The organism is Ponticoccus sp. (in: a-proteobacteria) (assembly GCF_048381735.1).
In genome coordinates this window covers 77,698-101,098 of sequence record NZ_JBLXGL010000009.1, presented here as the reverse complement: position 1 = coordinate 101,098, position 23,401 = coordinate 77,698, and the positions used below count along the sequence as shown (strand labels likewise).

Sequence of the window (23,401 nt, the reverse complement as noted above, 5' to 3'; positions counted from 1 at the left end):
CGGCGGCGAAAGCAGGTCCGGATCTGATCACGACGGCTTTGACCCGGGCCGCCCCGAATCGGGGCGATATATCGTCCGGGCCAGAGGCACCGGGGAAAAACGGCCCCCGACGATGCCCTGCGGGGCCGGAGCCTTCAGGGGCGCTGAAACAACCCGCCCCCTTGCGCGCTGCCCCCGTAGGCCTTGCCTGCGGTTCTCGACCGAAGAAGCGGCGCCGCTCTGCACCAAGCACCAGACGTCTTCGACGCAGACTTCGCCGCTGCCAGGGTCTTCGTCGAAGACCCTGCCCCCTCAGCTGACCAGCATGCGCAGACCCTGCGTCACGTCAGACCGCACGGCGAGGCGCAGGCTCGGCTCGTCCCCCGCCTTCAGCGCGGCAATGATCAGCCGGTGATACTGCGGCGCCTCGGTCCGGCGCAGCCGCCCGTAAAGCTCGCGCATGGTCGGCCCCAGTTGCAGCCAGACGGTTTCGGCCATGGCCAGCATCGCGGGCGCCTGCGCGCGCAGGTAGAGCGTGCGGTGGAATTCGAGGTTGCCGCGGATGTAGCCCACCGCATCGCGGTTCGACACGACGTCCGTGATGGCATTGTTGATCGTCTGCAGCCGTTCGATCAGGGCCATGTGGGCGCGCGGCAGGGCGCGCGAGGCAAGCTCCACCTCGATCAGCGCGCGCAGCGCCGCCAGTTCCTCGATCCGCTCGTTCGACAGTTCCGGCGTCTGGACCCGGCCCGAGGACGACATCGACAGCGCCCCCTCGGCCACCAACCGGTTCACCGCCTCCCGCGCCGGGGTCATGGAGACGCCGAATTCCCGCCCCAGCCCACGCAGCGTCAGGGCCTGGCCCGGCGGGATCTGCCCCAGCATGATGCGGGTGCGCAGGCCGCGATAGACGCGGTCGTGGGCAGGGGCATTGTCAGGCTTGGCACTGGGGGTCATAGGGCGCTTGTGATCACGAAACCGGGCCGGGTCAAGCCACCATGGACAGCGCCGCACCCCGGTTTTTTCTTGTCTGGCGTGCAACCCAAGGCGGGGTTCGCGCGTGTACCTCGCAAGACGGCGCGTATTGTCGTGCCTGTCCTCGCCGAAAGTCCCGACCCCTCGTCCCGGGGGCGGCGACCGACGGCACCCGGCCTGGATGGGCGGCGGGCTTTGTCCCCCCGTCGTCCCCTTGCCAAGGGGCCGTGCCCGCTATCCCCCGGGTACGGCCCTTCCCCGCCCCTGCGTCAGTCGAACCTGCGTCAGTCGAAGCGGTAGCGATGCAGTTCCGAGCCATGATCCCGCAGCCAGCGCCGCGGGGCCTTCCAGTCGCCGTACAGGCGTTCGACCTCTGCCCAGAAGTCGGGCGAATGGTTCATGTGCCGCAGATGCGCGACCTCATGCGCCGCGACATAGTCCAGCACCTGCGGGTGCCCGAGGATCAGCCGCCAGGAATACATCAACCCGCCATCATGGGTGCAGGATCCCCAGCGGGAACGGGTGTCGCGCAGCGTCAGGCGGCTGTAGGGCCGCCCCAGTGCCGCGGCGTACCGGTCCGAGGCCTCCGACAGGCGGTCGCGGGCGCGGCTGCGCAGCCAGCCCTTCAGCCGCGCGGCCATGCGGTCGGGCTCTCCGGGCACCAGCAGCAGCCCCTCGGCCTGAACCACCGAACGGCCGGAGGCCGGCCGGATCTCGTGCAGGACACCTTCGACCGGCAGGCGGGCGCCGGGGCCGACCACCACCGCCGCCTGGCGCTTGGCAAGATGGCCGCGCAGCCACTCTTCCTTGTCGCGCAGAAAGCGCAGCCCTTCCCTTTCAGAGACCGCCTGCGGCAGGGTCAGCGTGACCCGTCCGTCCAGTTGCGAGACCCGCAACGACAGCCTGCGCGCCCTCGCCGAGCGGCGCAGCGTCACGCTGATCTCCGGATTTCCGCCGAGCCTTATCTGCCCCATGTGCCGCCTGCCCCCACACGGCCCGCAAAGCCTTTGACAACCCCATCGTCCTATGGCATGGCCCCCGGATTGTCGACAGCACCATGAGTTGAAGGGGATCACCCATGCCCAAGGAAGAATGGGGCACGAAGCGCGTCTGCCCGACCACCGGGAAGCGCTTTTACGACCTGAACCGCAATCCGATCGTCAGCCCCTACACCGGCGAGGTCGTCAACCTGGAAACCGGCAAGCGCAGCATGATCGCGGCGGATGCCGCAGACGCCGCGTCCAAGGCGAAGGCCAAGAAGGACGAAGACGAGGACGATCTTCTGGATGATGACGACGTCGATGTCGATCTGGACGACGACGATGTGCTCGAAGACGAGGATGACGACAACGTCTCTCTCGACGAGATCACCGACGTCTCGAACGAGGAAGACGAGTCCTGAAGTTTTTGCCGCGGGCAGGATTTTTCCGCTTGAACCTGCCCGCGGCATTGCGTAATCACCCCCGCACAGCGCCGGTGACGGCGCAAGGAAATGGGGCCTTAGCTCAGCTGGGAGAGCGCTTGCATGGCATGCAAGAGGTCAGGGGTTCGATCCCCCTAGGCTCCACCATTTCCCCCTGAAAAGCACCAGATAGTTCTACCTTTCTCGTCAGAGGATTTGCCTCTGCCACGCAGACCGGTGCTATTTTCCCTGCGAGAATCCATGCTGCCTTGATCCGCGCCTTTCGGAGCGTCGATCGCTGCGCAGCGCTTCCCCTGCCAAAGCCGAGGATGGCCCATGAGCGACCATTTCTTCGTCGTGACGGGCGGCCCCGGTGCGGGCAAGACCAGCCTGATCACCGAGCTCGCCCGCCGCGGCCTCCACACAATCCCCGAATCCGGCCGCGCGGTCATTCGCGAGGAGACGGCGCGCGGCGGAGACGCCCTCCCCTGGGCGGACCGCATGTCCTATGCCGAACGGATGCTTGAGCGCGACCTCCGCGCCTACGAGGACGCTCAGGCACTCTCAGGCCCCGTGATCTTCGACCGGGGCACTCCCGACATTCTGGGCTACCTGACCCTCTGCGGCCTCCCCGTGCCGCCCCATGTGACCACAGCAGCCAAGGTAGCGCCCTACAACGCCCGCGTCTTCCTGGCGCCATATTGGGATGAGATCTTCACGCAAGACAGCGAACGCAAGCAGACCCGCGCCGAAGCCGAAGCGACCTGTGCCGTCATGCGGGAGACCTACACCGCGCTCGGATACCAAATCACGGAGTTGCCACGCGCCGACATTGCAACACGCGCCGACTTTGTCTGCTCGCAATTAGCGATCTGACCGTGATCTCCAGCTAGAGAGAGAACCTGCTGAAGCGGACAAACCGCGTGGTTTCTCCGGCCTCCCGCTGCCTGACACTCACGGTCCGGATCTGCCTTCACGCCAGGCGCGACGAAAGACCGGTGGCTTCGCACTGCGGCCGTTCAACGACAGCCACATCCTCTGGTGAAAACGTGTTCATGTTTGGGACAGGCCCGGTCGCAGACTTCGTCCTGAGCGGTTGGCAAGGAGGCATGGCCCCTTCACACGTGGGTCTTGATCGACACCACGCGACTGGCTCTGCTGTTCGTGAACTCGAATACGTGGCAGAAAGAACGCTTCAAGCCATTTGTCAGGGTTCTTTCCCCGCTGGCCATGCCGACCTTGCCGTGTGAGATCGCGTGCTCGACCCAGATCTTCATCGGCAGACGGATCGAAGACAATGCCTGAAGGACCGCCGCCTGACCTTCGACCGTCTCTGTCGAAGACCGGATCCATGTGACCTCTGGATCAAAGATCCCGGCCGAAGCGACACCGGTCTCCAAGGCGATTGCGATGTCCTGCACGAATGCATTCTTCGGGGAGTTCCCGCAATCCGCGCTCCAGATGATCTCCGTCGGGCCCGTGGTCATGGCTGCGGTTCGCCACGCAAGGCGGCCTCGATCAAAGCGATCTCGATCCTGCGCATCTTCATCATGGCGACTTGTGCGCGGGCCGAGGCTGCAGCGTCCGGGTGCGACAGCGCCTCCATCAGGACCCGGGGTGTAATCTGCCAGCGAAAGCCCCAGCGATCCTTGCACCAGCCACACATGATCTCTTCGCCGCCATTGCCGACGATCGCATCCCATAGCCTGTCCGTCTCGGCCTGATCCTCGGTATAGACCTGGAGCGAGTAGGCATCGTTGGGCTGTACATGCGGGCCGGCATTGAGCAACGCATAGGGCAGCCCCATCAGCGTCATCTCCACGATCTGAACGCTGCCCGCCGGCCCGCCGGACGTATCGCCGGGAAACCGGATCACCTGGTCCACATGGCTGCCTGGAAAGGTTGCGGCATAGAACTCGGCCGCCGCCTCAGCCTCGGTGTCAAACCAGAGAAAAACCGCTGCCTTTCGCTTTTGCATCGTCTGTCTCCTTTGCGATTGAGGGCGCGCTCTCAATCTTCGGCCGTTGTGATCCGGTGCTCGATCAGGGGCAGCAGCCAGTCGGGGCGGTTCATGATCGAAAGGTGTGTGGTGTCCGGCAGGACCGCCAGCTGGGCGCCCGAAAGGGTCGCCATGCGTGCACCATGGCCGACCGGGGTGAAGTCACTGTCGCCGAGGGCGAGCAGGGTCGGCACCGCGAGCATGGCAAGCTCCTGATCGCTCCAGCCCCAGTCGGTGACAATGAAGGCCTGCAGCTGCGCAAATGTGCGCTGGAACTGCTCCGGGCCATCCGGGTTGTCGGCGAAACCCGCCCGCATGCGGGCGAAGTCCTCTTCGCTCGGCACCAGCTCCAGCGCCTCCGGTGAAGGCGTGGCCTGTGGGTTCCGGTTCATCTCCGCGATGGCCGGATGCATCCCGTCGAGGTTCTGGCTGGCCGAGATCGCGGTCAGCGTGGCAAGGCGCTCTGGCGCGAAAACACCCAGATCCAGCGCCAACATGCCGCCCATGGAGAAGCCCACCACATGAACCCGCTCGACGTCGAGCGCGTCCAGCACGGCCAGGGTGTCTGCCCGCATCGCATCCAGAGACAGCGGCGCGTCCCGTCCGCCCGTCCGCCCATGGCCCTGCTGTTCCACCCCGATCACCGGGCGCCTTGCGGCGAGGGACGGCAAGAGGGCGCCGAAGTCCCCTTCGATGGTGCCCATGCCGCCATGGAGCACGAGAAATGGCACCATACCGGAGCCGAGATCGCCGTGGACCTGATAATAGATCCCGAGATCCCCGGATATGGCCCGGCCCTCGGTGTCCTGCGCCAGCGCCGGCGTGGCCATCGCCCCGACAAGGGCCGAGGCCTGCATGGCCCCCATGCAGGACAGTGAAGTCGAAGTCAGGGTCATCATTTCCTCCTCCCATGCGTTGTGGACTTCCGCCGGGAACGGCAAGTCGCCGTTCATGCCCCGCGGGTCTCGTCGGCCCTGGAGAAATGCGCGATCTGGTCCGCATGTGCTTTGCTATAGGCCGGCCGCGCGCAAACCCGATCGATGTAGGCATCCGTTGCGGGATAATGGCCGATCCCCCGAATCCAGGGCGGACGCAGGACATCGGCCAGGATCAAGTCCGCCGCGGTAAAGCGATCGTCCACCAGCCAGTCGCGCGCTGTCAGGACGTCTGCCAGCACAGCAAGACGGGCCCGCAGCCAGCCCTCCAAGGGGTTCTCCGGCGGGGACGACAGTCCGACGAACCACCAGGGCACGCTGACCATCTCGACTGAGTTCAGGGCCGACAGGACCCAGGACAGGGTTTCCGCCCGCAGCCCCCTCTCCTGCGGCATGAGCGTTTCGCTCTTCTCCGAGAGATGCAGCAGGCAGGCGCCGCTTTCGAACAGGCTGACATCCCCGTCCGTCAGGTAGGGCACCTGCCCGAAGGGCTGCATGGCAAGATGCTCTGCCCCGCGATCCTCGAAGGGCACGGAGCCGACGCGATAGTTCAGCCCGGCCTCTTCGCAGGCCCAGCGAAGCCGCAGGTCACGCACGTAGCCCCGCGGCCCCTCCGGCACCCAATCGAAGGTCCAGATCGTCAGCTGCTCTGGTGCCGTCTGGTTCATGGCGTCAGGCCTTGTCTTCGAAGATCGGCGTGAAGCTGCCCCACATCATGCGCTTGCCATCGAAGGGCATGTCCATCTCCTGCCAGCGCGGATCGGTCTGCATGCTGGCGCCGCACCTGTCGTGGGTTGCCTTGTCGGGCCAGATCATCCACGAGAAACAGACCGTCTCGCCGTCTTCCAACGCGACGGCCCGCCTGAAATCGGTGTGCTCGCCCGCGGGCACCTGATCGCCCCAGGTCTCCATGATTTGCAGGGCCCCGTATTCCTTGAACAGCGACCAGGCCTTGCGGGCGCTGTCGATGTAGGCCTGCTTGTTCCCGTTCGGCACTGGGGTCAGAAATCCGGCAACGTAGGTCATGCGAGTTCTCCTTGTTTCGCTTTAAGCTCCGCCATCCATTCATCGAAACCGGGCGGCGGATTGCCCGTGAAGCCGGCAAGCTGATCGGACAGGGCCTGTTTGAAGGCCGGCCGTTCGCTGGCCCGCGCGACATAGGCGGCGAGGTTGGGGAAGGCTTCGACGAGGCCCTCCCCCTCGATGATCCGCAGAACGCTGACCATCATCAGGTCGCCGGCAGAGAAACTGCCGCCGAACCACTCCGCGGTGCCGAGGCGATCGGACGCTTCCTGCAGGCGTTCGTTGATCCGCTCGTTGACGCCGGGAAGTCGCGGCTTGGCCCAGGGCTCGGCCACTTCAAAAATCGTCATCTGCGCCCGATCCATGATCGGCGGCTCCAGAGTGTTCAGCGCGGCAAACAGCCATTCCAGCGACGCGCTCTGCCCCGCTGGCTCCGTCGGCCGCAGGCCGGGGAACCGCTCTGCGACATGCCAGACGATCGCCCCGCTTTCGAACAGCGTGAGATCACCTTCCTCGTAGGTCGGAACCTGGCCGAAGGGCTGCAGCGCGCGATGCGCGGCTTCCTTCTGTTGCCCTTGTGAGAGATAGCGAACGGCGTAGTTCTGGCCCGTTTCCTCAAGTGCCCATCGAACCCGCAGGTCGCGGACCTGTCCCTGGGCAAAGTCCGGCACCCAGTCGTAGGCAGTGATTGTGATGGCGGCAGCAGGATCAATCGGCATTGGACACCTCCGCCGGACCTTTCTCGACGGCCTCGGCACTCATCCACATGGGTTCCCAGATATGACCATCGGGATCCGCAAAACTGCGTCCATACATGAAGCCGTGGTCCTGCGCCGGGCATGGGTCGGCCATGCCCCCGGCAGAGACAGCCGCTTCGGTAATGGCATCAACCGCTGCCCTGTCTTCACGGCTGATGCAAAGCAGCACCTGCGCCTCCTGCGCCGGATCGACGCGGCGACGATCCGTGAAAGTTCCCCAGAACTCATGGGTCAGCAGCATCACGCAAATGGTGTCCGACAGGACCATGCTGGCCGCCTGTTCGTTGCTGAACCGCGGGTCCCGGGAAAAGCCGATGGCCTCGTAAAATTCGACAGATCGCCTCAAGTCCGCGACCGGCAGGTTCACGAAGATCATTTGCGGCATTGCCATTCCTCCCTTGTCATATCGTAATTATGGACAGCGTAGCGGCATGAGGTTACAAAAAGCAACCATGAAGAAACAAAAAGTAACCAAGTCGGCGACATCCCCCCACGGACGGTGGTATGCAGATGCCTGCGGCACGGCCTTCGGGCTTGAACTTCTCGGCGAACGCTGGGCGATGCTGATCGTGCGAGAACTCATGTTCGGGCCCCGCCGCTTCAGTGATATCCGCGCAGAACTTCCAGGGCTCAGCTCCAAGGTCCTGACAGAACGCCTGGCCGGCCTGGAAACCAATGGTGTCGTCCTTCGCAGCACCGCCCTCCAGCCAGCTCCGGCGCAGCTTTATGGCCTGACGGAATGGGGATACGCGGCCGAGCCGATCCTGCAGGAGATCGGCCGCTGGGCCGCCGCATCGCCATTGCACGACCCGACGCTGCCACTCTCCCCCGTTTCCTTCATGCTGTCATTGCGCACCATGCTGGATAGGGCAGCCGCATGCGGCACGACCCTGGTCATCGTCTTTGAAATCGGGACGGCGCAGTTCACCGCACGATTGGATGACGGCGCCATGCCGGTGGAACGCGGCGCGGCGGAACGGGCTGGTCTCCGCTTCAAAGCGCAAGCCGCGCCACCCCTCGCGGCTGTCTTTTACGGCGACGTGGCGCCAGAGGCGGCTGGCGTGGAAGTCTTCGGTGACGCCGCTCAGTGCCGAGACTTCATCGCGCTCTTCAACCTCCCGCAGCCCCAGGCGGACGTGGCACACCCTCGATAGCGGGGAAGCTTGGCCGAGCCTGGCGCCTGGCAGCCCTGGCCTCTGTTGAATCTGCCCCGGCTCCCCAAGGCGCCGGTGTCACTGGTTGACTTCGACCCCGAGCCGACCTTCACGCCTTTGCCGGTGCTGCCCCCCGGCTTTCCGAATGCAGGCTTTAGCTCACACCGATGTCAGTTTCGGGCGCATAGGGTTTTCCCGACACACGCACCCTGACCCGAAAAGACCGCCGATCCGGGCGGGAATGTGGTATCCTGTGCAGATCAGGACAATCAAAAAGCGGGGATAGCGCAATGTGCCACAGATGCGTGATGGAGACCGTAAAGCAGCGAATGCTGTCGCGACGGCAACTTCTGAGGACCGCGCCGACAGCGGCACTGGCTCTGACCGCTGCCGCACGCCCCGTAGGCGCTCAAGGCCAAGGCGGCGTGGCCGATCTGACCTACGTGGTAGATGAGGCCTTTCCGACGTGGTCCGGACCGCCCGGCATTTCACTCAAGCAGGAAGCAAAGTTCAGCGAGAGTGGCTTCAATGCCAACACCGTCACCGTCTTCGAACACACCGGCACGCATGTGGACGCGCCGCTACACTTCTCAGCCGACGGCCTTTCGGTGGAGGAAATTCCCGTTGGCAACCTGATCTGTTCGCTCTGCGTCATCGATATCAAGGAAAAGGCGGACACCGACATCGAGGCCCAGGTGACGCCGGATGACCTGACAGCCTGGATCGCCCGCAACGGGGACATACCGGACGGAGCTTGCGTGGCGATGAACGCGGGCTGGCAGGCACATGTTGCCACTCCGAAGTTCGTGGGCTTCGACGACAATGGCGTGCGACATTACCCCGGCTTTCACGTCGAGGCGGCGCAGATGCTGATGGAAGAGACCGGAGCGGTCTGTATTGCGACGGACTCGCCCTCGCTCGACATCGGATCGACGCAAGACTACGCGACGCATTACGCGTGGCTGCCCACGAACCGCTACGGGATCGAGAATGTCGCCAATCTGGATAGCGTGCCGGAGGCCGGGGCAACGCTCTTCGTTGGGGCGCCGACGCATCGAGGCGGCTCGGGAGGTCCAGCGCGGTTGATCGCGACCTTCTAGGCATTCAACGCGGAGCCCGCACCCAATGCCTGCCTCAACCTGCGACGCGCCCTCCTCTCTCCTCGACCGGACGATTTGTCCTGCTCTGCTGCCGGCAGCACGACAACCCCTCCGGTTGATGAGACTTTTCGGAGACGCACCGACGCAGTTCGAAACGCCGGCAGAAAAGTGGTTCGGGAGGGACGGAAATGTATAGCTCTATCTTGCTTGCATATGACGGTTCTCTGGAGGGGATCCTCGCATTGCGCGAAGGCGCAAAGCTTGCTCAGATATGCGGAGCCCGCGTCGTGCTTCTTGCGGTTGTGGAACACTCTTCCGAGATCTACGTCGGCGACGCCAGCACGGTCTATATCGGCCCTGACAAGACGGATGAGGTGAGACAAATCCTCGATGAAGGAGCCGCGCGGCTGACTCGCATGGGGTTGGCCCATGAGGCACGTCTGGACGCTGGGCTGGCAGCAGAGCGTATCACAAGTGTAGCTCACGAAGTCAGCGCTGAACTGGTCGTAGTCGGGCATCACAAGCAAGGAGCTATGGCGCGGTGGCTACGTGGATCGGTCACGAGCTCCCTGAGCGACAGCCTGAATTGCAGCCTGCTTGTCGCACGCCTTGAAATCTCTGATGAACAGCTTTTCGGGACAAGAACTAACTTGATGGATGTCACTGAGAACTGACCCAGCATTGTCATCGAGATTTGACCCGCCTGTCAGAAAGTCGGTCGGTTCATGATGCGGTCAACATTGGCGTCTCCTTCCTCTACTTTTTCGCGGTCTCCGAGCTGGCCTTGAAGCGGCAGCTGTCGTTTCCGGTTTCCAGGATGTGGCAGCGGTGTGTGAGGCGATCGAAGAGCGCGCCGACGTCGTGCAGTGCCAGTGCGCGCCCTGCCCCCCTGCCCAAGCCCCAAGGACCCCGACGCGCTTTCGGGACCGCAGCCTTTCGCGTGGCGCGAGGCCCCGCGGGGGCCTGACACCGCATAGCGCCTTGCGGGAAATGCACCGCCTGCCCTTGGCACCGCCGCCATCCTGCGCTTTGGTCGGTGCGACAAGCAGACGGAAAGGATGCCCCCATGCTGACCAGATCCCTTGGCCCCGACGGTCCGAGCCTCCCGGCACTGGGTGTCGGCGCCATGTCCTTCGCGGATTTCTACGGCCCGGTCACGACCGAGGGCTCTCATGCGATCCTGGACGCCGCGCGGGACGCGGGCATCGTGCATGTCGACACCTCGAACGTCTACGGCATGGGCCTGTCCGAAGAGACGATCGGCCGCTACCTCGCCACCTGCAAGGGCGAGACGCCCTTCCATATCGCCACGAAGGCCGGCATCTGCCGCGACCCCGAAACCGGCGCACGCGGGTTCGACAACAGCCCCGAACACCTCGAGGCCGAACTGGACAAAAGCCTGTTGCGCATGGGGCTGGAGAGGGTCGATCTGTTCTACGTCCACCGCCGCGACCAAAGGCACGAAATCGAGGCGGTGACAGAGTTCCTCGCCACGCTGATCGCCAAGGGCAAGATCGCCAGCTTCGGCTTTTCCGAGATCGCGCCCACCTCGCTGCGGCGCGCCGCAGCAGTGCATCCGGTGGCCGCCGTCCAGTCGGAATACAGCCTTCAGACCCGGGCGCCGGAACTGGGGCTGATCCAGGCCTGCGAGGCGCTGGGAACGGCGCTCGTCGCCTTCTCTCCGGTCGGGCGGGGGCTGCTGTCGGACACGCCGCCCACACCCGGGCGTGTCGCCGCAAGCGCCTTCCTGAAGGACAACCCGCGCTTCATCCCCGGCGCGCTCGAGCGCAATATCGCCGCCAGCCAGCCGCTGCGCGAACTGGCCCGGCAGGAAGGCGTGGCGACCGCCTCTCTGGCCATCGCCTGGGTGCTGGCGCAGTCCGATAGCATCTTCGCGATCCCGGGCACCCGCTCGACCGGGCATTTCGCGGAACTGGTGGCCGGCGCCAGGATGACCCCCGCCCCCGACCTGCTGGCCGAGATCGGGCGTCGCCTGCCCGTCGGCTGGTGCCACGGCGCCCGCTATTCAGCCGCCCAGGCCATCGGCCCCGAGGAGTACTGCTGAGCTCCCCGGCGCGGTTCACGGGTCGCCTGCCTGGGCGCGCAGGGCCCTAGACCGCCCCGAAGACCGCAAGCGCCGGGCCGTGCACGGCGATATCCACGGGGCCGAGGTCGGTGTCGACGCAGAGCGAGAAATACCCGGCCCTCGGCATGTAGACGACCGAATAGGCACCGTTCGACCGGGTCACCGTCCAGCACCGCTGCACGAACCCGCCGCTGAACCGGACAGAGACCGGGCGCGGCGCCACGCGCAGCCGCGCGAAATCCTCCAGCAACATGCGCCCCGCCCGCGTGGTGCCGTCGAAGGCGGCCAGCTCTGCCTCGACCAGCGCGGTCACCCGGTCGGCGGTCGCCGCGTCATCGCTCATGTCAGGGCGCGCCGCAGGATGTTGAGCCCCGCGATCAGCAGCACGATCAGCGTCGCCTTCCGAAAGGCCGCCTGGTCGATGCGGTCCTGTACAAGGCTCCCCAGCCACATGCCCAGCACCGCCGGCGGAATCAGCGCCAGCGAGAACCAGATCGTCCGGGCGTTCAGCACGCCCGACGCGACATGCGCCACCGCCAGCGCCACCGCGCCAAGGCCGTAGATCACCCCCTGCACGCGGATCTGTTCGCGCTTCTCGGTGTCCAGCGCGGTCAGATAGGCCACCGTGGGCGGCCCCCAGACCCCCGACATGCCACCGATGAACCCCGCGAAACCGCCGATCCCGATCTCCCAACCGCGCGAGGGCCCGTTGCGGAAGCGCGGCCTCCAGCCCGCCAGTTGCAGCGCCGCGAAGACCGTGATCGGCCCGCCGATCATCGCCAGCAGCACCCCGACGGGCAACACGCGCACCAGCTGTGCCGAGATCACCAGCGTCACCAGCCCGACCCCGAGGAACACCCGGAACCGACCGACCGAGGCCAGCGCCGCCGCCGCCCCCTGCCGCATCGCCTGCATCCCGTTGGTCACCAGCGTCGGCATGATCAGGCCCGCCAGCGCCAGCTCTGGCGCGATGAACATGCCCAGGCCGGACACGAGGATCATCGGCATGGCAAAGCCCACCATGCCCTTGACCACGCCGCCCAATGCCGCGATTGCGAGGGCAAGCAGCCAGGTCCCGGCGGTCAGAGAAGTCAGCATATCGGTCATGGGCGCGCCATAGCACGCCCTTGCGCCCAGCACCTCACTTTTCGCCCGCGCAATAATTGAACAACGCACATGCCAAACGGGTATTTTTGTTGCGCTGCACTTGCAAAATGGCTAGGACCGGCAGGACCCGAACAGAAGGAAGCGATTCATGGCCCATGACGGACAAGACCCGAGCCTTGGCAGCGTGACCCTGCCCGACCTCCTGACCCTGACCGGCGCGGCCATTGCCCCGGTCGAAGCGGTCTTCGAAACCGCGCGTGCCCGTGTCCGGGACATGGTCAGCGCCGAGGGCCGGGTCTCCGGCGCGCTGGTGGAAGAGAACCAGACCGCCTGCCACGGGCTGGCCTGGCTGGCCACCTACCTCGAAGCGCTGCGCCAGATGCACAAATGGGCGGAACGGCTGACCGCGTCGGGCACCTTCGGCGAGGTCGAGGAGCTGATCCTGCAGATCGCCTTCGGCGAATACCTCTGGCAGGTCTACGGCGGCATCCAGATGAACCAGGGCGAACTCGTGCGCCTTCAGGACATGGGGCTCGCGCAGGACGACATGCACGGGCTGATGACCGAGGCGGTGATGACGCTGACCCAGCGCGGCAATACCCAGGCCGCCCGCACCCGGCTGGTCGAGCTGATGCAGGAACGCGCGGCAGAGATCACCGTGGGCCGGACCGGTCTCGACGAAGAGCTCGAGATGATCCGCGAGCAGTTCCGCCGCTTCGCCGTCGAGAAGGTGGAACCCCACGCCCACGAATGGCACCTCAAGGACGAGCTGATCCCCATGGAGGTGATCGAGGAACTGGCCGAGATGGGCGTCTTCGGCCTGACCATCCCCGAGGACCTCGGCGGCTTCGGCCTGTCCAAGGCCTCAATGTGCGTGGTCTCCGAGGAACTCTCGCGCGGCTACATCGGCGTGGGCAGCCTCGGCACCCGCTCCGAGATCGCCGCCGAGCTGATCATCGCGGGCGGCACGGACGAGCAGAAGCAGAAGTGGCTGCCCAGGATCGCCAGCGGGGAAATCCTGCCCACGGCGGTCTTTACCGAACCCAACACCGGCTCCGACCTTGGCGCGCTGCGCACCCGCGCGGTGAAGAACGCCGAGGGCGACTACGAGGTCACCGGCAACAAGACCTGGATCACCCATGCCGCGCGCACGCATATCATGACGCTGCTGGCCCGCACCGATCCCGCGACGGACAACTACAAGGGTCTGTCGATGTTCATCGCCGAGAAGACCCCCGGCGACGACGCCAACCCCTTCCCGACCGAGGGCATGACCGGCGGCGAGATCGAGGTTCTGGGCTACCGCGGCATGAAGGAATACGAGCTCGGCTTCGACGGCTTCAAGGTCAAGGCAGAGAACCTGCTGGGCGGCGAAGAGGGCAAGGGCTTCAAGCAGCTCATGGAGACCTTCGAAAGCGCCCGCATCCAGACCGCCGCCCGCGCCATTGGTGTGGCGCAATCGGCGCTGGATGTCGGCATGACATACGCGCAGGACCGCAAGCAGTTCGGCAAGCCGCTGATCGCCTTCCCCCGCGTCTCAGGCAAGCTGGCGATGATGGCGGTCGAACTGATGATCGCGCGCCAGCTGACCTATTTCTCGGCCTGGGAAAAGGACCACGGCCACCGCTGCGACCTCGAGGCCGGCATGGCCAAGCTGCTCGGCGCCCGCGTGGCCTGGGCCTCGGCCGACAACGCGCTGCAGATCCACGGCGGCAACGGCTTCGCGCTGGAGTACACGGTCAGCCGCATCCTCTGCGACGCGCGCATCCTGAACATCTTCGAAGGCGCCGCCGAGATCCAGGCCCAGGTCATCGCCCGCCGCCTTCTGGGCTAAGACAGGACCCCGAGGGGCGGCGCCGAGACCTCAGGCGCCGCCCGCCCGCAGAGAGGCCATGCGGCCCTTCAGCTGTCGCAAACCCGCCCGGCCCCGGGCCCGCAACCGGACGAACCGCCCAGCCCTTCTTTGGTCCGGAAAATACCTCGGGGGGCCCGAAGGGCGGGGGCAGCGCCCCCTCCGCCGCAGCCACAGGCGCATCGCAGCCCCTGCCCCGGCGCAGCCCGCCCGCAGACCGCCCAAGGCAAAAAGGCCCGGTCCATCGACCGGGCCTTTCTCATCTCGACGGCACGGGGTCAGCCGCGCAACACGCCCCCGGTGGCCTTGGTCACCTTCTCGACGATCTTCGCGGCGACCGCCTCGATGTCCTTTTCCTTCAGCGTCTTGTCCGTCGGCTGCAGGCGCACGGTGATGGCAAGGCTCTTCTTGCCCTCGCCCAGCGACCCGCCGATGAACTCGTCGAAGACGCGGACCTCCTCGATCAGCGTCTTGTCGGCGCCCTGCGCCGCGTTGACCAGATCCAGCGCCTGCACATCGGCATCCACGACAAAGGCAAAGTCGCGCTCGACCGCCTGAAGGTCGCGCAGCACCAGCGCCTGCCGGGTCGCACCCGCCTTGCGCGGCAGCGGCACCGCGTCCGGCCAGATGGTGAAGCCCACCACCGGCCCCTTCACGTCCATCGCCTTCAGCACCCTGGGGTGCAGCTCGCCGAAGACGCCCAGCACCTTCTTGGGGCCAAGGCAGAACATGCCGTGCCGCCCCGGGTGCCACCAGTCGGACCCGCCGCGCAGGATCTGCATCCTGGGGGGCGCGCCGATGGCCGCCAGCACCGCCTCGGCATCCGCCTTGGCGTCGTAAAGATCCACCGCCCGCGCGGCGCCATGCACGTCCTTGAGCCCGGTGCGCCCGACCAAAAGGCCCGAGATCTGCTGGTGCTGCTCGCCCGGCTCGCCGCCGGTGAAGGCCGCGCCCAGCTCGAAGAGCGCAAGATCCATGAAGCCGCGCGCCTGGTTGCGGGCCGCCGCCTGCAACAGGCCCGGCAGCAGCGCGGGCCGCATGTGGCTCATCTCGGACGAGATCGGGTTGGCCAGCATCGTCGCGTCATCGCCGCCGCCGAACAGCGCCGCCGAGTCCCGGTCGATGAAGCTGTAGGTCACGCATTCGTTGTACCCCAGCGCCGCCGCCGTGCGCCGCGCCACGCGCTCGCGCTTCTGCTGCGGCGAGAGGATCGGGCCGGGAACGCCCGCAATGGTGCGCGGCAGCGGCTTGCCCTTCAGCTTGGTCAGCGAGGCGATGCGCGCCACCTCTTCCACCAGATCCGCCTCGCCGAGGATGTCGGGACGCCACGAGGGCACATGCGCCATGTTGCCTTCCATCCGGAAGCCGAGCGCGGTCAGGGTCTGGCGCTGCGTCGATTCCGGGATCTCCATCCCCACCAGAGACACCACCCGCGCCGGGTCCAGCCGGTAGGCGCGCGCGGTATCGGGAACATAGCCCGCCACCACCACCTCCGAGGCCTCGCCGCCGCAGAGGTCGAGGATCATCTGCGCCGCGTCCTCCATGGCCTGCATGTTGTACTCGGGGTCGATGCCACGCTCGTTGCGATAGCGCGCGTCCGAGTTGATCTTCAGCGCGCGGCCCGTATGGGCGATCTGGATGCGGTCCCAGACGGCGGCTTCGAGGAAGACATTGGTCGTGGCCTCGGTGCAGCCGGTTTCCAGCCCGCCCATGATACCGCCGATGGATTCGATGCCTTCGGCGTCAGAGATCACCACCTGCCCGGGGCCGAAGGTATAGGTCTTCTCGTCCAGCCCCACCAGCGTCTCGCCGCCCCCGGTGCGGTGCACGCGCAGCGCGCTGCCCTTGACCTTGTCGGCATCGAAGACGTGCAGCGGGCGGTTGCGGTCGTGGGTGAAGAAGTTGGTCATATCCACCAGCGCGGAAATCGGCCGCAGCCCGATGGCGCGCAGCCGGTCCTGCAGCCACTTCGGGCTGGGGCCATTGGTGACGCCCCGGATCAGCCGCCCGGCGAAGACCTCGCAGCCGTCGGTGCGCGTGTCCTCGTCGATGGTGACGGTGATCGGACAGGGGAAGCTGCCCTTGACGTAGCCTTCCTTCATCGGCTTCAGCGTGCCAAGGCCCCGCGCCGCCAGGTCGCGCGCGATGCCATGCACCCCCAGCGCATCCTGCCGGTTCGGCGTGATGGCGATCTCGATCACCGGGTCGACCTTGGCCGGATCGTTCTCGGCCAGCCAGTCGGTGAACCTCTGCCCCACGGTGCCCGAGGGCAGCTCGATGATGCCGTTGTGTTCGTCGCTGAGTTCCAGCTCGCGCTCCGAGGCCATCATGCCGTGGCTCTCGACGCCGCGGATGTTGCCCACCGACAGGGTCACGTCGATGCCGGGCACGTAGTCGCCGGGCTTGGCCAGCACCACGGTGATGCCTTCGCGCGCGTTGGGCGCGCCGCAGACGATCTGCTTCACACCCTCGTCGGTTTCCACCTGGCAGACGCGCAGGCGGTCGGCGTCGGGATGCTGCTCGGCGCTCTGCACCTTGGCCAGCGTGAAGCCCGCCAGCTTGGCGGCGGGGTTCTCGACCCCCTCGACCTCGAGCCCGAGGTCGGTCAGGGTCTCGGCGATCTCCTCCACAGAGGCCGTGGTGTCGAGGTGCTCCTTGAGCCAGGAAAGCGTGAATTTCATGGGTCCGGTCCCCGGGTGACTGCGTGTTGCGCCGTGCTTAGCGGATGCGCCCCGGGGAGGAAAGAGGCACCCGGCCCGCCCCCTCGCGGGGGCGAAGTCCGCGACGGACTTCGGACCGTTTTCTTCGAAAGAAAACGGCGCGTCAGGATTGGTAGCGGTCCGCGAGGTCGTCGGCGTCGCCCATGGCGGCCAGCCTCAGCTCCCGCACCAGCCGCAGCGTCGGCTTGGCCATGAAGAAGACCGAGCCCACCGTGAAGAACCATGTCGCGACCGTCATCAGGCTGTCGCGGAAGAACATCACCGATCCGATGGTGAAACAGACCGCCGCCGCGAAGTCGACGAAGGTATAGACCAGCTCGAACAGGGCGTAGACCCGCCGTGTCTCGGGATTGCGGTCACGGTTCTCGTGGGAAAAAAGCGGCATGGCGTGTCCCTATGCATCCTGGGTTTGCCTTACAGTCGCATACCCCATGCACCCGGCGCCACATGCGCAAACGCCCCCGAAGGCCGTTCGGGGGCGGTGAGTGGTTGTTCCAAGACCACGCGGCAAGGCCAGCGTCCCATAGCCCCCCGCGGTCAGGAGAGGCGGCCGCTGCTCAGCGCGACAGGCCCGCGTGCAGCGTCGGCACGTCCAGCGAGGCAAAGCCGTAGTGGCGCAGCCAGCGCAGGTCGCTGTCGAAGAAGGCGCGCAGGTCGGGGATGCCGTATTTCAGCATGGCGATCCGGTCGATGCCCATGCCGAAGGCAAAGCCCTGCCACTGCTCGGGATCCACACCCGCCGCCTTCAGCACCTTGGGGTGCACCATGCCGGAGCCGAGGACCTCGAGCCAGTCGTCGCCCTCGCCGATCTTCAGCTGGCCGCCCTCCCACGAGCACTGGATGTCGACCTCTGCCGAGGGCTCGGTGAAGGGGAAATGCGAGGCGCGGAAACGGGTCTTGATGCCCGGCGTCTCGAAGAAGGCCGAGAAGAACTCTTCCAGCACCCACTTGAGGTTCGCCATCGAGATGTCCTTGTCGATGGCCAGCCCCTCGACCTGGTGGAACATCGGCGTGTGGGTCTGGTCGTAATCGGCGCGGTAGACGCGGCCCGGGCAGATGATCCGGCAGGGCGCGCCATGCGCCTCCATGTGGCGGATCTGCACCGGCGAGGTATGCGTGCGCAGCACATGCGGGGCGCGCTCGTCATCCTCGGCGCGGTGCATGTAGAAGGTGTCCATCTCGGCCCGCGCCGGGTGGTGGCCGGGGATGTTCAGCGCGTCGAAGTTGTACCAGTCGCTGTCGATCTGCGGGCCTTCCGCGACCGAAAAGCCCATGTCGGCGAAGATCGCGGTGATCTCTTCCATGACCTGGCTGACCGGGTGGATGCTGCCCATCCGCTGCGGGCGGCCCGGCAGAGTCACGTCCAGCCACTCGCTGCGCAGGCGCTCTTCCAGCGCGGCATCGCCCAGGGCGGCCTTCTTGGCGGCGAGGGCAGAGTTGATCTCGTCCTTCAGCGCGTTCAGCGCGGGGCCTGCCGTCTGGCGCTCTTCGGGCGTCATCTTGCCCAGCTCGCGCATCCGCAGGCTGACCTCGCCCTTCTTGCCCACGGCGGCGACGCGCAGGTCCTCCAGCGCGGATTCGTCACCGGCCCCGGCGATCAGGTCGAGATATTTCTGGCGCAGGTCGTCCATCGGGGTCTCCTTCGGCTGTCGCCTGCCGAAGTATCGCCGCCCGAGGTCAAGGGCAAGGCTGTGCGGACGCCTCGGGCGCTTGATCCCCGGGGCCACCGGACCACCATTGCGCACGGACCCCATGGAAAGGCACCCCACATGCTGCGTATCGGCCTTTTGTTTCTTGCCCTGACCCTCGGCGCCTGCGGGCGCGGCGTGCCGGACGATGCCCGCGTGGTCGTCGCGGGCGATTCGGTGATGGCCTGGAACCGGGTCGAGGGCGCATCTGTCGCGGACGGGCTGTCGCGGGCGCTGGATGTGCCGGTCGGCGACGTCTCGCTGCCCTATGCCAGTGTCAGCGGCGTGACCGGCGCGGGGCCGCTGAACATCGCGCGGCAGGTCGGGAGGCTGGACGCGCCCTGGGTCGTGGTGAACGGCGGCGCCAACGATCTGGGCATCGGTTGCGGGCGCGCCAACCAGGGCATGCTGGAGGCGCTGATCACGCCGGACGGCAGCAAGGGGGCGATCCCCAAGCTGGTGCGCGGCCTGACCGAGCGGGGCTCTCGCGTGGTCTGGGCCGACTATTACACCTCGCCGAAGTTCGCGGGTACGCCCTGCGCGCGGCTCTATGCCGATATGGAGCAACGACTAGGGCGGATGGCTGAGGCGATGCCCGCCGTTTTCTTCGTCAATATGGGAGACGTCATCGCGACCTCGGACTCGGCGATGTTCGACAGCGACCGCATCCACCCCTCGCCCGAAGGCTCGCGCCGGATCGCGGCGCTTGTGGCAGAGGCCATCCGGGCGGCGGACCCCACGCTTCGCTGAGCCCGCCCTTCGGCGCGCCGCCCCCCTTGGTGACACTGCCCTTCGCTGGGCAGACCCTCCGGTGTCTTCCCCCTTTCGATTGCGGCGTCTTTCCGTGACGCCCCGTTCCTTTTGCGCGCGCCCCAAGCGGAACGCCTTCCCGCCCGCCCGAAACGCAAGAAAGCCCGGGACGCGGGGTCCCGGGCTTTCCGAATGTCATGCCGTGAAAGACTTAGGCGGGCAGAGCGCCCTTGGCCTGATCCACGATGGCCGCGAAGGCCTCGGGCTCGTGCACGGCGAGATCCGCCAGAACCTTGCGGTCGACTTCGATGCCGGCCAGCGACAGGCCGTTGATGAAGCGCGAATAAGTCAGCGATTCGTCATGTGCGCGGACGGCGGCGTTGATCCGCTGGATCCACAGCGCGCGGAAGTTGCGCTTGCGGTTGCGACGGTCGCGCGTGGCGTACTGGTTGGCCTTGTCGACGGCCTGTGCCGCGACCTTGAAGGTGTTCTTGCGACGGCCATAGTAGCCCTTGGCTGCCTTGATGACCTTCTTGTGACGCGCGTGCGTGACGGTTCCGCTCTTGACTCGGGACATGCTGGATCCTCCTGATTAGCGGTCGTAGGGCATGTAGCCCTTGACGATCTTGGCGTCGGGGGCGGACAGCGTGGTGGTGCCGCGAGCGTCGCGGATGAATTTCGTGGTGCGCTTGATCATGCCGTGGCGCTTGCCGGCCTGACCTGCGACAACCTTGCCGGTGGCCGTAACCTTGAAGCGCTTCTTGGCGCTCGACTTGGTCTTCATCTTGGGCATTTCGGTTCTCCTGTTCTTGACGCGACTCGGCATGCCGCTTGAGCCGGACGCGCGGTTGGAGCGGGCCGTATAGAGGCGTGGGGGCGGTTTGGCAAGGGGCAGATCGGGGTGGCGCGGCGCGCGGACCGCCCTTGCGGCTTATCCAGGATGGGATGCGACAAGGCAAGGCGCCAAGCCCCGACCGCCCCACCCCGCCGCGTCGCCGGGCCGCTCTGCGATTCGCCCTGCGGGCAGGGGTCTGCGCGCCCTGCGAAGGCGAAATCCTGCTCTCGACGCGGCCCCCTGACCGCAGGACCGGCGCGGGCTGGCGAGGGGCGGTGCCGGCGCCGGGAAGCGCAGGCGTTTTCCGCGACGGAAAACGGGCCGAATTCTTTGATAGAATTCGGCCCGTGGTCACAGCAGCCGGGCGATCACACCGTAGAGCACCTCGGGCATTTCCGTCAGCCTGAAGCCGCCGGGCCTGCGCAACGCGGCCCAGAGCACAAGGCCGGCGCCCGCCAGAAGTGCCACGACCCCGGTGCGCGGCGCGCGCCGGTCCGACCAGGCGGCGATGATCGAGGGCAGCGACAGCACCATCAACCCGAGGCCGGTCACCAAGGCCACGTCGTTGTCCATCCCTGCCCCGTCGCTCCCTTGTCCCGAAGCCCGCCAGGGGGCCTCGGAGGACAGGTTACTCGGGATCGGTCGAGTAGATCAAACGCTCGTCGCAGGGCGCCACGCGCAGGATGTTCGTGGTCCCGGTGGTGTTGAAGGGCACACCCGCCGTCACCACGATCTGGTCGTCGGGGCCGGCATAGCCTTCGGCCCGGGCGGCCCGCGCCGCGTTCACCACCGCCTGCTTGAAGCGTTCCAGCTCGCCGGTCATGACGGTCTGCACACCCCAGCTCAGCGACAGCTTGCGCGCCGTGCCGCGCTGGCTGGTCAGCGCGATGATCGGCACCCGCGGCCGTTCGCGCGCAACCAGGACGGCGGTGTTGCCCGAGGAGGTGAAGCAGCAGATCGCCTTGATGTCCGTGGTCTCGGCAATCTCGCGCGTGGCGGCGACGATGCCGTCGGCCACGGTCTTGCGGTCGGCGTGGCGCGAGGCCTCGATCACGTCGCGGTAGGTCGGATCGCATTCCACGGAGACAGCGACGTTGTTCATCGTCTGCACCGCCTCGATGGGGTACTGACCGGCCGCCGATTCCGCCGAGAGCATGATCGCGTCGGTGCCCTCGTAGATGGCGCCCGAGACGTCGGACACTTCGGCCCGCGTCGGCATCGGCGATTCGATCATCGATTCCAGCATCTGCGTCGCCACGATCACCGGGCGCGCCGCCGCGCGGCACTTGCGCACCAGCCGTTTCTGGATCGGCGGCACCGAATGCACCGGCAGCTCCACCCCCAGATCGCCGCGCGCCACCATGATGCCGTCGGACACCGCGAGGATGCTGTCGAATTCGCGCACCGCCGAGGGCTTTTCGATCTTGGCGATGATCGAGGCCCGGCCATTGGCGAGGTCACGCGCCTCCTGCACGTCGCGGGCGCGCTGCACGAAGCTGAGCGCCAGCCAGTCGACGCCAAGCTGGCAGACAAACTCCAGATCGCGCCGGTCCTTGTCGGACAGCGCCGCCACCGGCAGCACCACGTCGGGCACGTTCACGCCCTTGCGGTTCGAGATCGTGCCGCCCGCCTCGACGATGCAATTGGCGTGATCCTTGGTGCAATCCGCCACCTTCAGGCGGATCTTGCCGTCGTTGACCAGCAGGGTCGACCCCGGTTCCAGCGCCTCGAAGATCTCGGGGTGCGGCAGCTGCACGCGCTTCGCCGTGCCCGGCGTCTTGTCGAGGTCGAGCCGGAACTCCTGCCCCCACTCAAGGTCTTCCGAGCCGTTCTCGAACTCGCCCACGCGCAGCTTCGGCCCCTGAAGGTCGGCAAGGATGGCGATCGGGCTGTTGAGATCCTTCTCGACCTGCCGGATGATCTTGTGCCGCTCTTCGATCTCTTCGTGGCTGCCGTGGCTCATGTTCAGGCGGAAGACGTCCGCCCCGGCCTCGTGCAGGGCACGGATCATCTCGTAGGTGGAAGAGGACGGGCCCAGCGTGGCCACGATCTTGACGTGTCGGTCGCGTTTCATGAAGTCTCCTTGCCCGGTGCGGCGGCGGGGTGAACTGTGGCGGTCCGGGTTCTGCGTCTGGCTGTCAGGCGGCATCCCGGAGACCCTGCGGGCCTTGAGTTACCGCTAACGTCGCGGCGTTTATCCCGCAATTCCCTTTGCCGCGCAACTTGCTTATGTCTAGCGGGCGATGGATGAAGAAACCATGACATATTGCCCGTTCCGGGTCGAGGGAGAGGGGCGGCAGAGCCGCTTCCTGATCACCTGCGATCATGCCGCCAATACCGTTCCGCCGGAACTGGGCGGCACGCTGGGGCTGCCCGATGGCGATATGGCGCGCCACATTGCCTATGACGTGGGCGCCGCCGGGGTGGCGCGCGCGCTTGGCGCGGCGCTTGGCGCGCCGGTGGTGCTGTCGGATTTCTCCCGCCTCGTGATCGACCCGAACCGGGGCGAGGACGACCCGACCCTGCTGATGAAGCTCTACGACGGCTCGGTCATCCCGGCCAACCGCCATGCGGATGCAGCCGAGAAGGCCCGGCGGCTCGAGGCCTACCACCGCCCCTACCACCGCGCCCTCGAACGGCTGGCGGCGCGGCGCGAGGACGTGGCCATCGTCTCGGTCCATTCCTTCACGCGACAGTTGCGGGGCCGCCCGACGCGGCCATGGCACGTCGGCGTGCTGCATGCGTGGGACGCGCGCCTCTCCGATCCGCTGATCGCCCTGCTGGAAGTCGAGCCGGATCTGGTCGTCGGGCGCAACGAACCCTACCCCGGCCATCTGCCCGGCGATGCCATCGACCGCCACGCGCTGAAGCACGGGCGGCTGAACACGCTGCTGGAAATCCGCAACGACCTGATCGAAACCGAAACCGCGCAGGCGCATTGGGGGGACCGGCTTGCCGGCCTTCTGACCCGCGCGCTGGCGCAGGTCCGGGACTGAGCAGGACGACAGGGCGCCCGGCCCACCCGGGCGCGCAAAACC

At 66.6% G+C, this 23,401-nt stretch carries 27 protein-coding genes, 1 tRNA gene and 1 pseudogene; 10 read left to right on the top strand and 19 right to left on the bottom strand.

Going from position 1 to position 23,401, the window contains the following annotated elements:
- Positions 1-291 precede the first annotated feature (291 nt).
- Positions 292-936 (bottom strand): GntR family transcriptional regulator, encoded by a 645-nt coding sequence (locus ACN5KJ_RS15305; RefSeq protein WP_347166855.1) that lies wholly within the window; start codon positions 934-936, stop codon positions 292-294.
- Between the two features lie 302 nt (positions 937-1,238).
- On the bottom strand, positions 1,239-1,928 hold the full coding sequence (locus tag ACN5KJ_RS15300) for a M48 family metallopeptidase (RefSeq protein ID WP_418594875.1): 690 nt from the start codon (positions 1,926-1,928) through the stop codon (positions 1,239-1,241).
- Between the two features lie 104 nt (positions 1,929-2,032).
- On the opposite strand from ACN5KJ_RS15300, the gene ACN5KJ_RS15295 reads away from it, so the two are divergent.
- The 3 genes from ACN5KJ_RS15295 (at position 2,033) to ACN5KJ_RS15285 (ending at position 3,232) form a co-directional block, all read left to right on the top strand.
- Positions 2,033-2,356 carry a TIGR02300 family protein gene (locus ACN5KJ_RS15295; RefSeq protein ID WP_347166854.1) on the top strand — a complete coding sequence of 108 codons (324 nt, stop codon included), beginning with the start codon at positions 2,033-2,035 and terminating at the stop codon, positions 2,354-2,356.
- 92 nt (positions 2,357-2,448) lie between these two features.
- Positions 2,449-2,524 (top strand) — tRNA-Ala (locus tag ACN5KJ_RS15290).
- 168 nt (positions 2,525-2,692) lie between these two features.
- Positions 2,693-3,232, top strand: coding sequence for an AAA family ATPase (locus ACN5KJ_RS15285; RefSeq protein ID WP_418594874.1), 540 nt, complete (start codon positions 2,693-2,695; stop codon positions 3,230-3,232).
- A gap of 242 nt (positions 3,233-3,474) precedes the next feature.
- Here the strand turns inward: ACN5KJ_RS15285 and ACN5KJ_RS15280 are convergent, their stop codons facing one another.
- From ACN5KJ_RS15280 to ACN5KJ_RS15250, 7 genes are all read right to left on the bottom strand, one after another.
- Complete coding sequence (locus tag ACN5KJ_RS15280) at positions 3,475-3,777, bottom strand: hypothetical protein (protein WP_418594873.1); 303 nt, start codon at positions 3,775-3,777, stop codon at positions 3,475-3,477.
- A gap of 62 nt (positions 3,778-3,839) precedes the next feature.
- Positions 3,840-4,334: a VOC family protein gene (locus ACN5KJ_RS15275; protein WP_418594872.1), complete on the bottom strand. Its 495-nt coding sequence runs from the start codon at positions 4,332-4,334 to the stop codon at positions 3,840-3,842.
- 32 nt (positions 4,335-4,366) lie between these two features.
- Positions 4,367-5,254, bottom strand: a complete 888-nt coding sequence (locus ACN5KJ_RS15270) for an alpha/beta fold hydrolase (RefSeq protein WP_418594871.1) — start codon at positions 5,252-5,254, stop codon at positions 4,367-4,369.
- A gap of 50 nt (positions 5,255-5,304) precedes the next feature.
- Positions 5,305-5,958 (bottom strand): glutathione S-transferase family protein, encoded by a 654-nt coding sequence (locus ACN5KJ_RS15265; protein ID WP_418594870.1) that lies wholly within the window; start codon positions 5,956-5,958, stop codon positions 5,305-5,307.
- A 4-nt stretch (positions 5,959-5,962) separates the two neighbouring features.
- Positions 5,963-6,316: a DUF1428 domain-containing protein gene (locus ACN5KJ_RS15260; protein WP_418594869.1), complete on the bottom strand. Its 354-nt coding sequence runs from the start codon at positions 6,314-6,316 to the stop codon at positions 5,963-5,965.
- Positions 6,313-7,032, bottom strand: a complete 720-nt coding sequence (locus ACN5KJ_RS15255) for a glutathione S-transferase family protein (RefSeq protein WP_418594868.1) — start codon at positions 7,030-7,032, stop codon at positions 6,313-6,315. The genes ACN5KJ_RS15260 and ACN5KJ_RS15255 overlap by 4 nt, the downstream gene beginning before the upstream one ends.
- Complete coding sequence (locus ACN5KJ_RS15250; protein ID WP_418594867.1) at positions 7,022-7,456, bottom strand: VOC family protein; 435 nt, start codon at positions 7,454-7,456, stop codon at positions 7,022-7,024. Before ACN5KJ_RS15250 ends, ACN5KJ_RS15255 begins: the two co-directional genes overlap by 11 nt.
- Before the next feature lie 67 nt (positions 7,457-7,523).
- Here ACN5KJ_RS15250 and ACN5KJ_RS15245 point away from each other — a divergent pair, with 67 nt between their 5' ends.
- The 3 genes from ACN5KJ_RS15245 to ACN5KJ_RS15235 all read left to right on the top strand — a co-directional run bounded on the left by ACN5KJ_RS15245 (position 7,524) and on the right by ACN5KJ_RS15235 (position 9,999).
- Complete coding sequence (locus ACN5KJ_RS15245; RefSeq protein WP_418594866.1) at positions 7,524-8,225, top strand: winged helix-turn-helix transcriptional regulator; 702 nt, start codon at positions 7,524-7,526, stop codon at positions 8,223-8,225.
- A gap of 290 nt (positions 8,226-8,515) precedes the next feature.
- Entirely contained in the window at positions 8,516-9,325 is an 810-nt protein-coding gene (locus ACN5KJ_RS15240) for a cyclase family protein (protein ID WP_418594865.1), read from the top strand.
- A 188-nt stretch (positions 9,326-9,513) separates the two neighbouring features.
- Positions 9,514-9,999 (top strand): universal stress protein, encoded by a 486-nt coding sequence (locus ACN5KJ_RS15235; protein WP_418594864.1) that lies wholly within the window; start codon positions 9,514-9,516, stop codon positions 9,997-9,999.
- Positions 10,000-10,081: 82 nt separating this feature from the next.
- Here the strand turns inward: ACN5KJ_RS15235 and ACN5KJ_RS15230 are convergent.
- A pseudogene (locus tag ACN5KJ_RS15230) lies at positions 10,082-10,177 on the bottom strand (ATP-binding protein); the annotation flags it as partial.
- 214 nt (positions 10,178-10,391) lie between these two features.
- Here ACN5KJ_RS15230 and ACN5KJ_RS15225 point away from each other — a divergent pair.
- The gene (locus tag ACN5KJ_RS15225) at positions 10,392-11,390 is read left to right on the top strand and encodes an aldo/keto reductase (RefSeq protein WP_418594863.1); all 999 of its coding nucleotides are present in this window, start codon (positions 10,392-10,394) and stop codon (positions 11,388-11,390) included.
- 46 nt (positions 11,391-11,436) lie between these two features.
- On the opposite strand, the gene ACN5KJ_RS15220 is transcribed toward ACN5KJ_RS15225, so the two are convergent.
- Positions 11,437-11,754: a hypothetical protein gene (locus tag ACN5KJ_RS15220; protein WP_347166840.1), complete on the bottom strand. Its 318-nt coding sequence runs from the start codon at positions 11,752-11,754 to the stop codon at positions 11,437-11,439.
- Positions 11,751-12,518 (bottom strand): sulfite exporter TauE/SafE family protein, encoded by a 768-nt coding sequence (locus tag ACN5KJ_RS15215; protein ID WP_347166839.1) that lies wholly within the window; start codon positions 12,516-12,518, stop codon positions 11,751-11,753. The genes ACN5KJ_RS15220 and ACN5KJ_RS15215 overlap by 4 nt, the downstream gene beginning before the upstream one ends.
- Positions 12,519-12,666: 148 nt before the next feature.
- Here ACN5KJ_RS15215 and ACN5KJ_RS15210 point away from each other — a divergent pair, with 148 nt between their 5' ends.
- Positions 12,667-14,352, top strand: coding sequence for an acyl-CoA dehydrogenase family protein (locus ACN5KJ_RS15210; protein ID WP_418594862.1), 1,686 nt, complete (start codon positions 12,667-12,669; stop codon positions 14,350-14,352).
- A 296-nt stretch (positions 14,353-14,648) separates the two neighbouring features.
- On the opposite strand, the gene pheT is transcribed toward ACN5KJ_RS15210, so the two are convergent.
- From pheT to pheS, 3 genes are all read right to left on the bottom strand, one after another.
- Positions 14,649-17,051 (bottom strand): phenylalanine--tRNA ligase subunit beta, encoded by a 2,403-nt coding sequence (gene pheT, locus ACN5KJ_RS15205; protein WP_418594861.1) that lies wholly within the window; start codon positions 17,049-17,051, stop codon positions 14,649-14,651.
- A 142-nt stretch (positions 17,052-17,193) separates the two neighbouring features.
- Entirely contained in the window at positions 17,194-17,475 is a 282-nt protein-coding gene (locus ACN5KJ_RS15200) for a YrhK family protein (RefSeq protein ID WP_418594860.1), read from the bottom strand.
- 172 nt (positions 17,476-17,647) lie between these two features.
- A complete protein-coding gene (pheS, locus tag ACN5KJ_RS15195) occupies positions 17,648-18,721 on the bottom strand; it encodes a phenylalanine--tRNA ligase subunit alpha (RefSeq protein ID WP_347166836.1) in 1,074 nt (357 codons plus the stop codon).
- Between the two features lie 138 nt (positions 18,722-18,859).
- Here pheS and ACN5KJ_RS15190 point away from each other — a divergent pair, with 138 nt between their 5' ends.
- Positions 18,860-19,528 (top strand): SGNH/GDSL hydrolase family protein, encoded by a 669-nt coding sequence (locus ACN5KJ_RS15190; RefSeq protein ID WP_418594859.1) that lies wholly within the window; start codon positions 18,860-18,862, stop codon positions 19,526-19,528.
- Between the two features lie 211 nt (positions 19,529-19,739).
- Here the strand turns inward: ACN5KJ_RS15190 and rplT are convergent, their stop codons facing one another.
- The 4 genes from rplT to pyk form a co-directional block, all read right to left on the bottom strand.
- Positions 19,740-20,105, bottom strand: a complete 366-nt coding sequence (gene rplT, locus ACN5KJ_RS15185; protein ID WP_023849604.1) for a 50S ribosomal protein L20 — start codon at positions 20,103-20,105, stop codon at positions 19,740-19,742.
- A 15-nt stretch (positions 20,106-20,120) separates the two neighbouring features.
- Positions 20,121-20,321, bottom strand: coding sequence for a 50S ribosomal protein L35 (gene rpmI / locus ACN5KJ_RS15180; RefSeq protein ID WP_009504408.1), 201 nt, complete (start codon positions 20,319-20,321; stop codon positions 20,121-20,123).
- 393 nt (positions 20,322-20,714) lie between these two features.
- Positions 20,715-20,936: a hypothetical protein gene (locus tag ACN5KJ_RS15175; RefSeq protein WP_418594858.1), complete on the bottom strand. Its 222-nt coding sequence runs from the start codon at positions 20,934-20,936 to the stop codon at positions 20,715-20,717.
- Between the two features lie 55 nt (positions 20,937-20,991).
- A complete protein-coding gene (gene pyk, locus ACN5KJ_RS15170; protein WP_418594857.1) occupies positions 20,992-22,437 on the bottom strand; it encodes a pyruvate kinase in 1,446 nt (481 codons plus the stop codon).
- A gap of 184 nt (positions 22,438-22,621) precedes the next feature.
- Between pyk and ACN5KJ_RS15165 the strand changes: the two genes are divergently transcribed.
- A complete protein-coding gene (locus ACN5KJ_RS15165; protein WP_418594856.1) occupies positions 22,622-23,359 on the top strand; it encodes an N-formylglutamate amidohydrolase in 738 nt (245 codons plus the stop codon).
- The last annotated feature ends 42 nt before the right edge of the window (positions 23,360-23,401 follow it).